Source organism: Pseudomonas sp. MEJ108 (assembly GCF_030208985.1).
Classification (GTDB): domain Bacteria; phylum Pseudomonadota; class Gammaproteobacteria; order Pseudomonadales; family Pseudomonadaceae; genus Aquipseudomonas; species Aquipseudomonas fragariae.
This window is the reverse complement of record NZ_JARVSW010000013.1, coordinates 71,387-84,600: the sequence shown is the minus strand read 5'-3', so window position 1 is coordinate 84,600 and position 13,214 is coordinate 71,387. Positions and strand designations below refer to the sequence as shown.

Here is a 13,214-nt window from a genome sequence, read left to right as displayed (position 1 = left end):
TTGCCTTCGCGAATCACAAACTGAACTGCAACTGAACAATGCAGTACAGAACCGGGAAAACCTTTGGATACCTGAACTTATCGGCGTTTTCTCCCTCTCATGCCGGTAGCCATTGATCGCGGCGGCCTGATAAGCTCGCGGCTTTACTCGTTTGCCCTTTTGGCGCATGAACAAGGAATTAGCATGAAACAGCATCGGTTGGCAGCGGCGATTGCCCTGGTCGGTCTGGTACTCGCAGGTTGTGACAAGCAAGCCAGCACCGTAGAGCTGAAAACCCCAGCACAAAAAGCGTCTTATGGCATCGGTCTGAACATGGGCAAAAGCCTGGCTCAGGAAGGTATGGATGATCTGGATTCCAAGGCTGTAGCCCTGGGTATCGAAGATGCTGTTGGCAAGAAAGATCAGAAACTCAAGGACGAAGAGCTGGTTGAAGCCTTCTCCGCGCTGCAAAAGCGTTCCGAAGAGCGTCTGGCGAAGATGAGCGAAGAGGCTTCTGCCGCTGGCAAGAAATTCCTCGAAGAGAACGGTAAGAAGGACGGCGTGGTCACCACCGCTTCCGGCCTGCAGTATCAGATCATCAAGAAAGCCGATGGCGCTCAGCCCAAGCCTACCGATGTTGTGACTGTTCACTACGAAGGCAAGCTGATCGACGGCAAGGTCTTCGACAGTTCCGTTGAGCGCGGCAGCCCGATCGACCTGCCGGTTGGCGGTGTGATTCCGGGTTGGGTCGAAGGTCTGCAACTGATGCACGTCGGCGAGAAGATCAAACTCTTCATCCCGAGTGATCTGGCTTACGGCGCACAGAGCCCGAGCCCGGCGATCCCGGCCAACTCGGTACTGGTGTTCGATCTTGAACTGCTGGGTATCAAGGACCCTGCAGCGGCACCGACTCCTGATGCTGATGCCGACGAAGAAGAGGCAGCTCCTGCCGCTTCGGCTCCGGCCAAGAAGTAACGCACCACCTGGCTACAGAAAACGCCCTGTCTCGACAGGGCGTTTTTGTGTCCGGCTTATTTCCCGAACGCTTGGTCATTCGGGCAGTCCCACTATCATGGATGTATGCAAAGGCATTGTCCGACAGTCCGGCAAGATCAAGGTACTCGTTTAGTAGAGGGTGTCGGGTTCACACGTTTGTAGTTTTTTTGTGAGTAAAAAACGCCCGATTTGACTACGGCCCCCCGAAAACGGGGGGTTGAGGCTGGAAAGAAGCCGCTGTTCACAAGGTTATCCACAATTATTGTGGATAACCTTGTGGCACTGGCCGGGCAGGTTCGGCGAATCTGCTTTTATCGAACGACATTTTGCTGAACGGGAGTGGGTATGAAAGCACCGTGGAATTTTATCCGTTATCTGCCCGGAGCCCGGCGTTTGCTGGCCGCTGGACGGTTGCCAGGACTGTTGTTCGCTGTCGCGCGCAAGGGCAACAGTGAAGGTAATCGTCTGGGCAAACTCAAGGAAGACCTGCGTTTGCTGCAGGCCTTGTGCCTGGCTTACTGGCGGGGCGAATACCGCGCCATCAGCCCCAAAGCGATCCTGTCCATTGTCGCCGGTCTGATGTACTTCCTCAGCCCGCTGGACGCGATCCCCGACTGGATACCCGGCCTCGGCATGCTCGATGACATCGCCGTGCTGGCGTGGGTTACCAAGCACCTGAGCAATGAGCTGGACGCTTTTCGTGAATGGCGCGCGCAGCAATCGCCCGAGAAACTCATCGTGGTCGAGCAACTGCCGAAGACTCAGGCCCTGCTGGAGCAAGAGCGGGGTAAGGTGTAAGTATCACGGATTGAACACAAGCCCTGGCGTTCCGCTGTTAAGATGCCTGCCTATGGATCAAGCCTGATCAGTATGCGGTCGTGTAGTACAAGGTGACTCTATGGATCTTCAAGTGATATCCCGTGACGGGGAGCCGGAATACGCCGTGCTGCCCTGGGCGCAGTATCAAGCACTGCTCAAGGCCGCCGGCCTGGCCGGCAAGCCTTCCGAGCCGGCTGCCTCGACTGGCGGCACCACCGCCAGTGAGCTTCCCGGGTTCGATGAATTGCGTGCACTGCGCGAGGCCAAAGGCCTTGAAGCGACGAGTCTGGCGCGTACCGTCGGGATCAGCCCGTCCTATCTGGAACTGATCGAGAACGGTACTCGGCAGCCGGACGGCGCCATCAAACGCAGCCTGGCGTGGGAGCTTGGAGTGCCGGGCTGGCGAGGTGAGTCGTGAGCGTGCGCATCAGTCGTCAGCATTGGGATGGACTGCTCAATGAGCTCGATCTGGCCCGTCGCCAACGGCACCTGCTGACCTATCGCGCTCTGGTGGAACGCCTGCAACTGCCCAGCCCGGCCATGCAGACCCTTACGGCCGCCCTTGAGCACCTCGCCGCCATGGATGCCCGCGCTGAACAGCCCTTGCGCAGTTCGCTGGTCATCAGCCAGGGCGCCAGCCGCCTGCCGCGTCCCGGTTTTTTCGAGTGCGCCGAACGCCTTGGCCGTTTCTCCGGACCTTCGGACGGCGTCGCGGCAGCGTCATGGCACGCCTCGGAAGTGGTTCGGGTGTTTGAATACAGTTATCCGCAAGTGCAAGCGCAGTAGGGGTATGGCGCCGGCGCTCACGCCTGCATCAACAAATCCAGTCGCGTCGAATCGATGACGTGAATGCTGGCGCCGGCGACATCCTTGGCGAAGTGCTTGGCCTGTGAAGCGAGGTCGGCCAATTGGCTGGCATCGACCAGCGTGCAGCTTGCTTCATGCAAGTGCACCACGCCAATCGACAGTGACAACAGGGGGAATTCCTGGCGTTGGCCCTGACGGTTGAGGGCGATGAAACAACCGGCTTCCAGGTGTTCTGCGCGGTAGAAACGCCGGCATTGATTCTGAAAATCATCCAGCAGGGTTTTCAGGCGTCGTTCCCAGTCATCAAAGCCCAGCACCATCAGAAAATCATCCCCGCCGATGTGCCCGACAAAGTCCCTGGCTGGATCGATGCGGTCGTTCAGGCATTGCGCCAGACACAGCAGCACCTCGTCGCCACGCGCATAACCGTAGATGTCGTTGAAGGGCTTGAAGCTGTCGATGTCCACGTAGCAGATCATCGACGCACGGCCTTGCTGCAGCAGTCGAGTCAGGCATTGCTGAATCGGAACGTTGCCGGGCAGCAGGGTCAGCGGGTTGGCGTAACGTGCCTGCTGGATCTTCATTTCGGTAATCAGCTTGAGCACGTCGATCACTCGTCCGAGGCCCAGATAGGAACCGTTCGAGGTGATGATGAAATCCTCCTCGATGCGCTGCCGGGCACGGCTGGTCAACAGCCGGCTGACCTGTTGCAGCGACTGGCTGACTTCCACGGCGAGAAAGTCACTGCTCATCAGACGGCTGATCGGTTTGCGGGCAAACAGCTCGGTGCCGAAGGGCTTGAGCAGGGCCTCGGACAACGAATGCCGGTGGACGATGCCGCACGGTCGGGCGTCGTCATCCAGCACCGCCAGAGAATTGAGGTTGGCCTGCCTGCGAAACGCTTCCAGCACTTCAGCCGTGGGTGTCGACTGGCTGACCGATGGCTGCGGATTGAGCAGGGCAGACAGGTCGGCCGCTTCTTCGTTGAGCGGCGCCACTGCGGTTTCTGTCCTGGGCAGCATGGCGCGGGTGTCGCGCGGCGGGCGCTCCTGAGGTCGGGCCAGCAGATAGCCTTGAACCAGGTTCACGCCCATGTCTTTCAGCGTTGCCAGCTCTTCGGGCAATTCGATGCCTTCGGCAATCACCGTCGCTCTGGAGGCCTTGGCCATCTGCAGCATGGAGCCGACGAATTCGCGCTTCACCGCATCCTGGTGAATGCCGTCGATGAAGTGCCGATCGATTTTCACGTAGTCCGGGCGCAGCTCCGACCAGAGTCGCAAGCTCGAATAACCGGCGCCAAGATCGTCCAGCGCGATGGAAAAGCCCATGTCGCGGTAGTGGTGCAACGCTTTGTACAGCAGGTCGAAATCGTCGGTGGGCATCTGCTCGGTCAACTCGATGACCACGTCCTTGGGCGCGATGTGGTAGCGACGCAGCATCTCCAGAGTCCGCCCCGGTGGATGCGAGGTTTCGAGCAGCGATTCGGGGGAGACGTTGAGAAACAGCTTGCCCGGCAACTTCTGCTGACTGAAACGTCGGCAGGCGCTGTCCCGACAACTCAACTCCAGCTCGCTCAGACGACCGGCCTGGCGGGCGATGGCGAACAGGTTCAGAGGCGAGTGCAGGGCGCTGTTGGACGGGCCGCGGGTCAAGGCTTCATAGCCCAGGATCCGGTGCTCCGACAGCGAGACGATGGGTTGGAACAAACTGTGCAAATCACCACGAGCCAGAATGGAACTCAGTGCGCTCAGCTGCTCTGTTATGGTCATGGTCGTCTCGAAGAGAATGAAAAAGGGCTGAGCGCTTTCGCGTTCAGCCCCGTATTTCACGACAGCTTCATGACTGTTTGATGACGTTGAAGCTAAATGGCCATCAATGAACCTGCGTTACTTCTTCGCGACAGCGGCACTCAGACCCAGGTAGTCGATGAGAATGCGCCCGGTCTCTGCCAGATAGGCATCGTCCTCGGGTTTGGTTTTCTCGTCTTCCACCGGCAGCGCGTCTTCGTCTTCCTTCTTCAGCTCTTTGAGCGGCTCTTCACCCTTGGCCTTGCGGCGGGTGTTTTCCAGCGCAAGTTGCTTGCTTTCGATAGACGCATGCTCGGCACGACGGTCGGCTTCATTGAGGCTGACGGTCTTCTCGTTCATCAGCTTCTTGGCCAGCGCCAGGCGATCCTCGATGAACACGAACTCGGCGTCTTTTGCCGAACGTGCCTCATGACGCGCCTGCAGTTGGGCCAGGAACGGCCTGAACGGGTCGATCGCCGGCTTGATCGCCGGTTTGATGCTGTCCCACGGCATGGCCTCGGGCAGCGCGCTCTCGCCGATTTCCTTGGTGTCGATCAGCGACGGGTAAGTGATGTCCGGTACCACGCCCTGATGCTGGGTGCTCTGACCGGAAACCCGGTAGAACTTGGCCAGGGTCAGTTTCAGTTCGCCGTGATTGAGCGGCTGAATGGTCTGCACGGTGCCTTTACCGAAGGTCTGACCACCGATCACCAGCGCGCGGTGATAATCCTGCATCGCCCCGGCGAAAATCTCCGACGCCGACGCAGACAGACGGTTAACCAGCAGTGCCATCGGGCCTTTGTAGAACGCGCCCTTGGCTTCGTCTTCCAGCACGTCGACCTTGCCGTCGGCATTGCGCACCAGCACGGTCGGGCCTTTGTCGATGAACAGGCTGGTCAGCTCGGTGGCTTCCTGCAATGAACCGCCACCATTGTTGCGCAGATCCAGTACCACACCGTCGACCTTCTCGGCCTGCAATTCGGTGAGCAGTTTCTTCACGTCACGGGTGGTGCTCTTGTATTCCGGATCGCCGGCACGGTAGGCCTTGAAGTCCAGATAGAAGGCCGGAATGTCGATGACCCCGAGCTTGTAGTCCTTGCCATCCTGCTTGAGGTGCAGGATCGACTTCTTGGCCGCCTGCTCTTCAAGTTTCACCGCTTCACGGGTGATGGCGACGATCTTGGTGGTCTGGTCGTTCGGCGCATTGCTGGCCGGGATGATCTCCAGGCGTACCACCGAGCCTTTCGGACCGCGGATCAGCTTGACCACTTCATCCAGACGCCAGCCGATCACGTCGACCATTTCCTTGTCGCCCTGAGCGACGGCCACGATCTTGTCGGCCGGGGCAACCTGCTTGGTCTTGGCCGCCGGACCTGCCGGCACCAGACGCACGATCTTCACGTTGTCATTATCGCTCTGCAACACGGCGCCGATGCCTTCCAGCGACAGGCTCATATTGATGTCGAAGTTCTCCGCGCTGTCAGGTGACAGGTAGTTGGTGTGCGGATCGTAGGACATGGCGAACGTGTTGATGTAGGCCTGGAAGATATCTTCGGCGCGAGTCTGATTCAGACGCGCCTGCTGATTCTTGTAGCGCTTGGTCAGGGTTTCCTGAATCTTTGCCGGGTCCTTGCCTGCAATCTTCAACCGCAGGACTTCATCCTTGATGCGCTTGCGCCACAGTTCGTCGAGCTCGGCGGTATCCTTGGGCCATGCGGCGTCCTTGCGGTCGACCAGCAGGGTTTCCTTGGTATTGAAGTCGAGCTTGTCGACACCCTTGCCCAACTCGCCCAGCGCGAAGTTCAGACGCGCGTTGACGCGGTCCAGATAGCGCTTGTAGATGATGAAGCCGGCGTTCAGGTCGCCACTCTTCAGGAAGTCGTCGAACTGGAACTGCCATTTGTCGAACTCGGCAATGTCGCTGGCCATGAAATAGCTGCGCGAGGGGTCCAGTTGCTTGATGTAGCTCTGGTAAATAATCGCTGAACGCTTGTCGTCCAGGGGCGGCTTGCTGTAGTGATGTCGTTTGAGCAGCTCAACCACGTTGAGACTGGCAATCACTTCGTCGCGGTCCGGCTGAAGATTATCCCAGCTGTTGGCGGCAAAGGTACTGGCTGACATCGGCAAAACGCTAAGGCCGACAAACAGTGCGAGGGCAGTGCTGGGGAATAGTTGCTTCATGCTGATTCGACGCGAGGACAATTGATAACGCATATTAGGCCGTCTTTGAGGTCGCCGGTTCCTTTGGACCCGGCCGCATAATGCAAAAGCCCGGGCAAAACAGCCACGGGCTCAGTCTGGACTCACTATGGAGGCACCGTGAAAGCATTGCAAGGCGTTGAAGGACATGTGGAATGGGTCGAGGAGCCGAGTCCGGCCCTCGATGTGGGGCAGGTACGTATCAAAGTGGCTGCGGCAGGTTTGAATCGTGCCGATCTGTTACAGCGCGAGGGCAAGTATCCGCCGCCGCCCGGAGTCACTCAGACGCTGGGTCTGGAGTGCTCCGGCGTGATCGCCGAAGTCGGTCCGGGTTCGTCCTGGGTGGTTGGAGACCGCGTCTGCGCGCTGTTGGCGGGCGGGGCGATGGCCGAAGAAGTGGTGGTCGATGGGCGACACGTGCTGCCGGTGCCGGAAGGGCTGTCGCTGCATGAGGCGGCAGCCATTCCCGAGGTCTATGCCACGGCGTGGCTGAACCTGTTCGAGCTCGCCGGGCTCAAGCCAGGCGAGAAGGTTTTGTTGCACGCTGGAGCAAGTGGGGTTGGTTCAGCCGGGATTCAGCTTTGCAAGGCGTTTGGTAACCCGGTCTGGGTCAGCGTCGGCTCGGCCGAACGGCTGGCCTATTGCGTCGAACTGGGTGCTCAGGGCGGCGTGGTGCGCAGCGAAAGTCTTGAAGGCCTGAACGATTTTGCACCGTTCAACGTCATCCTCGACCCGGTGGGGGCGAGCTATGCCGAGCTCAATGTAAAACTGCTGGCCCTTGACGGCCGCTGGGTGCTGATCGGCGTCATGAGCGGCCGCGAGGCGAAAGTGGATCTGGCTCATGTGCTGGGCAAGCGTATCCGGTTGATGGGCTCGACCTTGCGCAGCCGCGACGACACGTTCAAGGCCGACCTGCTCAGTGACCTGGGACAGCACGTCTGGCCGCTGTTCACTGAAGGCCGCCTCAAGCCGCAACTGGCGAAATCCTTTGCGATCAAGGATGCCGAAGCGGCGTTCGAAGAGCTGGCGACCAATACGGTGTCCGGCAAGATCGTGCTGGTGATCGACGAAAGCCTGGTCTGACCCGGCGGCGCCTCTGGACTCAGCTCCAGTCGTGCACCGGCCAGCCTGCTTTCTGCGCGTGTTCCAGTAACACGGCATCGGGGTTGACCACGTTAGGGTGGTCAACCTTGAGCAGCAGCGGCAGGTCATTGCGCGAATCAGAATAGAAACTCGCACCCTCGAGATTTTCCCCCTCGGCATCCAGCCACTCCATCAGGCGCGTGATCTTGCCTTCCCGATAGGTCAGCACGCCGACAGTGGCCCCGCTGTAGACGCCATGCTGCACGTCCAGCTCGATACCCAGCACTTCGTCGATGCCAAGGCGTTCGGCGATCGGCTTGACCAGGTGCACGCCCGAAGCCGAGATCACCAGAATCCGGTCACCCTTGGCGCGGTGCTTTGCAATGCACGTGCAGGCGTCGCTGTAGATGATCGGTTCGATGACGTCCTCGACCCACGGGCCGACCAGATGCTCGATTTCTTCGGGGGTACGGCCAGCCATGGGCTCCAGGCTGAAGGCCATGTAGTCTTCCATCGCGAGCTTGCCCTCGCTGTAGGCGGCCATCAGTTCGTCGTTGCGTTGCATGAACGACGTCGAGTCAACCCAGCCCAGGCGACCCATCTGCTCGCTCCAGAGCGTGGCGCAGTCACCACCGATCAGGGTCTCGTCCAGGTCGAAAATTGCCAGGGGCATGTGTGCTTATCCTCAGTGTTGGTTACGTTAGCTTCAAGCTTCAAGCTTCAAGCTTCAAGCGAAAGCTCGGCGGTTGCGTCAGTCAAGCGCGCACAGCGCCGACGGTTCGATGTTCAGTGTTACACGCCTTCCGTCCGGGTGCAGGTCGTCGGCGCTGCGGTTCAGTACGTCGACCACCAGCTTCACGCCACGGGCCTGTACCCGGTAACGGATGACGTTGCCGAGCAGACTGTGACTGCGTATTTCGCCTTCCAGTTCGCCGGTCAGGCTCAATTGGATCGATTCAGGGCGGATCGCCACACGGCTGTTGATCGGGCGCTGCATCAGGCGCGTGGCGTCGTCGGCTTCCAGCAGGTTGTAGTTGCCGATGAAGCCTGCGGCGAATACGTCCACAGGCGCGGTGTAGAGGGTTTCGGCATCGCCGCTCTGCACGATCCGGCCCTGGTTCATCAGGAAGATACGGTCTGACATGGTCAGTGCTTCTTCCTGGTCGTGGGTCACGAAAATGGTGGTCAGGCCCAGCTCGCGCTGAATGGCACGGATCTGTTCGCGCAGGTTCTTGCGAATCCGCGCATCCAGCGCCGACAGCGGCTCATCGAGCAACAGCAGACGCGGGCGAGTGACCAGCGAACGCGCCAGCGCCACGCGCTGGCATTGCCCGCCGGACAACTGATGCGGGTAACGCGTGGCAAAATCGTGCAGCTCGACCATGCGCAGAATCTCGGCGACGCGCCGTGTACTCTCGTCAGCACTGACTTTCTGAATGCGCAGCCCGAAGGCGACGTTTTGCTCGACGGTCATGTTGGGAAACAGCGCGTAACTCTGGAACACCATGCCGATGTTGCGCTTTTGCGGGGTGAGCGGCACCAGATCGCTGCCATCGAGCAGAATGCGCCCGCTGTTGACCGGGGTCAGCCCGGCGATGCAGCGCAATAACGTGGATTTGCCGCAGCCCGACGGGCCCAGCAAGGTAACGAATTCACCCTTCGCAATGCTGCAGTTGATGTCGCTGAACACTGACGTGCTGGCGTAGCTTTTCTGCAGGTTTTCAATGCTGACAAAACTCATCTCAGTCTTTGTCCTTGTTCAGTCGATTGGCGGCCCAGGTCAGCACCAGCACGAAGAGGAAATAGGAAATCACCAGCGCGCTGTTGAAGTGACCGCTGCTGTTGCGCATGTTGTTGAGGTACACCTGCAGGGTTTCATAGCGCGTGCCGACCAGCAGGTTGGCGAATACGAATTCGCCGAACAGGAACGAGAACGACAGCAGCAGGGCAATCATCAGGCCCTTGCGCAGGTTGGGCAGCACCACCATGAACGCCGCCTGCCAGGTGCTGGCACCGAGCAACCGGGCGGCGTCCATCAGGTCTGTCAGGTTGATGGCCTGCAGGTTGTTGGTAATGGCGCGGTACATGAAGGGCAGGGCGACGGTGAAGTAACAGCCGATCAGAATCCACGGTGTGCCGACCATCGCCATGGGGCCTGAGCCATACAGCTGCAGCAGGCCGACCGAGGAAACTACGGGCGGCACGGCAAACGGCAGCAGGATGAGGATGTTCATCAGCCCGTCGAGGCGCGGAAAGTAGTAATGCACGACGAACAGCAGGGGCAGAATCAACACCACCGAAAGGATCAGTGCGCCGACGCAGACCAGCAGTGACTGGCCGAACGCCGTCAGAAAGCGTGGGTCGCTCCACAGCGCCACGTACCATTTGAAGGTCAGGCCGCTGGGCAGAATGGTCGCCGACCAGCTGGTCGCGATCGAGTACAGGAAGGTGCCGGCCAGCGGCAGCAACAGGATCAGGAACAGCAGGCAGACCACCGTCTTGTGATAAATGCTCGCAGGCCCTCGTTCAACGCGTGACATGGTAGCTCCTTCTCAACAGCCACTGATGGACCACCGTGACCAGGGTCATGAGACCGACCAGAATCATCGCCAGCGCGCTGGCCATGTTCGGGTCCAGCGTGATATCGCCCGCGACCATCGCCGCGATACGGATGGGCAATACGTTGAAATTGCCGGTGGTCAGCGCGTAGACCGTGGCATACGCGCCGAGCGCATTGGCCAGCAGAATGACGAAGGTGCCGAGCAGTGCCGGGGTCAGCACCGGCAGGCCGATGTAGCGCCAGAACTGATAGCTGCTGGCCCCCAGCAGCGCTGCCGACTCGTTCCAGTCTTCGCGCACTGCATCGAATGCGGGGTAGAGCAGCAGCACGCCGAGGGGGATCTGGAAGTAGGTATAAAGGATGATCAGTCCGGTCTTGGAATACAGGTTGAAGTCATCGATGATCCCGGTCTGCTTGAGGATCAGGGTCAGCGCGCCGTTGAACCCCAGCAGGATGATGAACGCGAACGCCAGTGGAACGCCGGCGAAATTGCTGGTCATGTTGGCGAACGAGTTGACGAAATCGCGCAGCCGCGAATCCACCTTGCGCAGTGAATAGGCACCCAGAACGGAGATGATGATGCCGAACAGGCTCGACCAGAAGCTGATCTCCAGGCTGTACTGAATGGCCTGCCGATAGAACTTCGAGCTGAACGCCCGGGTGAAGTTTTCCCAGCCCCAGCCGGCATCGCTTTGCAGGCTGTGGATCGCGACCCACAACAGCGGTGCGATCTGAAACACGATGAAAAATACGGCGAAGGGCAGCAGGCACAACAGCCCCAGCCACTTGCCTCGCGAAAAGGTCGTCAATTGAGGATCTCCCGGCAGACCGCTTTGTCGTGGGGCACGCCCAGCAGTTCGCAGACGGTGCCGCACAGATCGGTCTGGCGCGGCGCTGCGTCGACATTCAGGCTGAAGGCATCGCCGATAACGAACAGCGGTACTTCACGCTCTTCCGGCAACAGCCCGTTGTGCGAGCGGTCGTTGTTCATGCCGTGGTCGGCGGTTACCAGCACCTGATACCCCGCATCCAGCCAGCGTTGCAGATAGTCAGCCAGAATGATGTCGGCGCTGCGGGCGCTGTTGCGGTACTGCGCAGTGTCGAGGCCGTGCTTGTGCCCGGCGTCGTCGATGTTCATGGGGTGGATCAGCAGAAAGTTCGGGGCGTGGCTGAGGCGCAGACTTTCGGCGTCGGCGAACAGGTGCGAATCAGGGTAGTGGTCGGCCCAGTAGAACAGCCCGTGCTGGATCGGCAGGTCCGCTGCCTCGGTGTGGCGGTCGCGTGCCGGGTCGAACGGCGTGCGGTTGTACAGCTCGCTGACCCAGTGATAGGCCGCCGCTGCCGTGCTCAGTCCGGCGTCGCGAGCATAGTGAAAGATGCTGCGCTGATTCGACAGGCGTGAGACGTTGTTATGCACGATGCCGCTGTCGATGGGCGCGACACCGGTCAGTATGCACTCGTAAAGGGGGCGGGAGAGGGCGGGCAGTTCGCATTCGATCTTGTAGAGCGCGGCCCTCCCTGCATCATGCCAGGCTTGCAGGTGCCCCATCGCATGGCGTGCGACTTCGTAATTGAGGCCGTCCAGCACGATCAGGATGACGTTGTGTTTCATGGGCAACTCGCTTTGAAAGAACGGGCGAGACTGGCTCGCCCGGTGTACACGACTTCATCCCTGAGCCGCAGGAGAGGATCAGTTCATCTCGATGATGACCTGCTCGTTCCACATCTGCGGCAGCGCTTTGGAGGTTTTCTCCCAGGCGTCTGCGTTCTTGATCGGCTTGGCGTTTTTGTACTGGTCTTGCGGCAGCAACTTGGCTTGAACATCTTCAGGCAGTTTGATGTGCTCTACGCGAATCGGGCGCGCATTGCCTTCTGCCAGCCTGATCTGACCCGCGTCGCTGAAGGTGTACTCACGCGCCAGCTTGGCGGCGTTCGGGTGTTTGGCATACTTGTTGATGATGGTGGTGTAGCCGGAAATCACCGAGCCGTCCGACGGGATCAGCACGACGTAATCATCGGGTTTGGTCATCTTGGCTTTGTAGCTCAGGCCATTGAAGTCCCAGACCACACCGACTTCGATTTCGCCTTTCTCGATGGTCTGAATGGTCGGGTTGGCCAGCGACAGACGCTTCTGTTTGGCCAGATCGGTGAACAGTGCCAGGCCCGGCGCGATGTTGCTTTCGTCACCTTTCATGGCGATGGCCGCTGCCAGTACACCGTTGGCAGCCTGAGCCGCAGTGCTCACATCGCCGATGGAAACCTTGTATTTGCCGGTTTTCAGGTCAGCCCAGCTTTTCGGGATTTCAGAGCCGTGCAGCAGGTTTTTGTTGACGATGAAGGCAATGGTGCCCGTATAGGCCAGCGCCCAATGGCCGTCTGTGTCCTTGGCCCAGGTCGGGATCTGCTCCCAGGTGGTTGGCTTGTAAGGCTGGGTGACGCCTTTTGCTGCGGCGATAGGGCCGAATGCTGCGCCTACGTCGCCAATGTCACCGCTGGCGTTGTCTTTCTCCGCTTCGAACTTGGCGATCTCCTGGGCCGAACTCATGTCGGTGTCCATGTGCTTGAGGCCGTATTTGGCTTCCAGGTCTTTCCAGATGCCGCCCCAGTTTGCCCAGTCATCCGGCATGCCGAGGCTGTTGACTGCGCCTTCAGCCTTGGCCGCAGCCTCCAGCGTTTTAAGATCCGTGTCCGCAGCCATGACCAGCGAACTCATTGCCATGGCTGAACCGAGGAGTGATGCCAACAAAAGATGTTTCATTCGGAGCTCCTAGTGCACTTCTTGCAAGAAGTGTTCGTTGCGGATTGTTTGGTCTAGATCAGCAATACCTGAGCCAAGTTAGGCTTTTTGCATGACATTTTCGTGTCGTGTCGCGTAGACAAAAGCGTTTTTCAAGGGCCCTGGCAGTGCCTGGCGCTAAGCGTAGACCATCGCAACGTGCGCGCTGAGCAGGGGGTTCGGGGCTGTTTTCAGCACAGTTGGCATG

The 13,214-nt window shown here is 59.6% G+C and carries 13 protein-coding genes; 5 read left to right on the top strand and 8 right to left on the bottom strand.

What is annotated here, in order from left to right:
* Positions 1-183 precede the first annotated feature (183 nt).
* From bamJ to QRN50_RS06665, 4 genes are all read left to right on the top strand, one after another.
* Positions 184-954, top strand: coding sequence for a BamJ family beta-barrel-assembly machinery protein (gene bamJ, locus QRN50_RS06680; RefSeq protein WP_096126929.1), 771 nt, complete (start codon positions 184-186; stop codon positions 952-954).
* Positions 955-1,320: 366 nt separating this feature from the next.
* Entirely contained in the window at positions 1,321-1,773 is a 453-nt protein-coding gene (locus tag QRN50_RS06675) for a YkvA family protein (protein ID WP_004408555.1), read from the top strand.
* A 100-nt stretch (positions 1,774-1,873) separates the two neighbouring features.
* On the top strand, positions 1,874-2,212 hold the full coding sequence (locus QRN50_RS06670; protein WP_024643196.1) for a helix-turn-helix domain-containing protein: 339 nt from the start codon (positions 1,874-1,876) through the stop codon (positions 2,210-2,212).
* Positions 2,209-2,580, top strand: a complete 372-nt coding sequence (locus QRN50_RS06665; protein ID WP_024639956.1) for a hypothetical protein — start codon at positions 2,209-2,211, stop codon at positions 2,578-2,580. The genes QRN50_RS06670 and QRN50_RS06665 overlap by 4 nt, the downstream gene beginning before the upstream one ends.
* Positions 2,581-2,597: 17 nt before the next feature.
* On the opposite strand, the gene QRN50_RS06660 is transcribed toward QRN50_RS06665, so the two are convergent.
* Positions 2,598-4,370, bottom strand: coding sequence for a GGDEF domain-containing protein (locus QRN50_RS06660; protein ID WP_096126930.1), 1,773 nt, complete (start codon positions 4,368-4,370; stop codon positions 2,598-2,600).
* Between the two features lie 117 nt (positions 4,371-4,487).
* The gene (locus tag QRN50_RS06655) at positions 4,488-6,569 is read right to left on the bottom strand and encodes a carboxy terminal-processing peptidase (RefSeq protein ID WP_173427833.1); all 2,082 of its coding nucleotides are present in this window, start codon (positions 6,567-6,569) and stop codon (positions 4,488-4,490) included.
* A 138-nt stretch (positions 6,570-6,707) separates the two neighbouring features.
* Here QRN50_RS06655 and QRN50_RS06650 point away from each other — a divergent pair, with 138 nt between their 5' ends.
* Positions 6,708-7,670, top strand: a complete 963-nt coding sequence (locus QRN50_RS06650; RefSeq protein WP_024643193.1) for an NAD(P)H-quinone oxidoreductase — start codon at positions 6,708-6,710, stop codon at positions 7,668-7,670.
* Positions 7,671-7,689: 19 nt separating this feature from the next.
* Here QRN50_RS06650 and QRN50_RS06645 read toward each other — a convergent pair whose 3' ends face one another.
* The 6 genes from QRN50_RS06645 to QRN50_RS06620 all read right to left on the bottom strand — a co-directional run bounded on the left by QRN50_RS06645 (position 7,690) and on the right by QRN50_RS06620 (position 12,988).
* On the bottom strand, positions 7,690-8,343 hold the full coding sequence (locus QRN50_RS06645; protein WP_024643192.1) for an HAD family hydrolase: 654 nt from the start codon (positions 8,341-8,343) through the stop codon (positions 7,690-7,692).
* Between the two features lie 78 nt (positions 8,344-8,421).
* The gene (locus QRN50_RS06640) at positions 8,422-9,411 is read right to left on the bottom strand and encodes an ABC transporter ATP-binding protein (protein WP_011267122.1); all 990 of its coding nucleotides are present in this window, start codon (positions 9,409-9,411) and stop codon (positions 8,422-8,424) included.
* A 1-nt stretch (position 9,412) separates the two neighbouring features.
* Positions 9,413-10,210, bottom strand: a complete 798-nt coding sequence (locus QRN50_RS06635) for an ABC transporter permease (protein ID WP_004408565.1) — start codon at positions 10,208-10,210, stop codon at positions 9,413-9,415.
* Positions 10,197-11,039, bottom strand: a complete 843-nt coding sequence (locus QRN50_RS06630) for an ABC transporter permease (protein WP_003421288.1) — start codon at positions 11,037-11,039, stop codon at positions 10,197-10,199. The genes QRN50_RS06635 and QRN50_RS06630 overlap by 14 nt, the downstream gene beginning before the upstream one ends.
* A complete protein-coding gene (locus tag QRN50_RS06625) occupies positions 11,036-11,842 on the bottom strand; it encodes an alkaline phosphatase family protein (RefSeq protein WP_096126928.1) in 807 nt (268 codons plus the stop codon). The genes QRN50_RS06630 and QRN50_RS06625 overlap by 4 nt, the downstream gene beginning before the upstream one ends.
* A gap of 78 nt (positions 11,843-11,920) precedes the next feature.
* The gene (locus tag QRN50_RS06620) at positions 11,921-12,988 is read right to left on the bottom strand and encodes an ABC transporter substrate-binding protein (protein ID WP_004408569.1); all 1,068 of its coding nucleotides are present in this window, start codon (positions 12,986-12,988) and stop codon (positions 11,921-11,923) included.
* Positions 12,989-13,214: the final 226 nt, after the last annotated feature.

What these genes read in the sequence shown, in the direction of transcription:
- QRN50_RS06670 (WP_024643196.1), top strand. Translation starts at nt 1,874, where the DNA reads ATGGATCTTCAAGTGATATCCCGTGACGGGGAGCCGGAATACGCCGTG.
- QRN50_RS06655 (WP_173427833.1), bottom strand. Translation starts at nt 6,569, where the DNA reads ATGAAGCAACTATTCCCCAGCACTGCCCTCGCACTGTTTGTCGGCCTT.
- QRN50_RS06635 (WP_004408565.1), bottom strand. Translation starts at nt 10,210, where the DNA reads ATGTCACGCGTTGAACGAGGGCCTGCGAGCATTTATCACAAGACGGTG.
- QRN50_RS06625 (WP_096126928.1), bottom strand. Translation starts at nt 11,842, where the DNA reads ATGAAACACAACGTCATCCTGATCGTGCTGGACGGCCTCAATTACGAA.
- QRN50_RS06620 (WP_004408569.1), bottom strand. Translation starts at nt 12,988, where the DNA reads ATGAAACATCTTTTGTTGGCATCACTCCTCGGTTCAGCCATGGCAATG.
- QRN50_RS06640 (WP_011267122.1), bottom strand. Translation starts at nt 9,411, where the DNA reads ATGAGTTTTGTCAGCATTGAAAACCTGCAGAAAAGCTACGCCAGCACG.
- bamJ (WP_096126929.1), top strand. Translation starts at nt 184, where the DNA reads ATGAAACAGCATCGGTTGGCAGCGGCGATTGCCCTGGTCGGTCTGGTA.
- QRN50_RS06645 (WP_024643192.1), bottom strand. Translation starts at nt 8,343, where the DNA reads ATGCCCCTGGCAATTTTCGACCTGGACGAGACCCTGATCGGTGGTGAC.
- QRN50_RS06675 (WP_004408555.1), top strand. Translation starts at nt 1,321, where the DNA reads ATGAAAGCACCGTGGAATTTTATCCGTTATCTGCCCGGAGCCCGGCGT.
- QRN50_RS06660 (WP_096126930.1), bottom strand. Translation starts at nt 4,370, where the DNA reads ATGACCATAACAGAGCAGCTGAGCGCACTGAGTTCCATTCTGGCTCGT.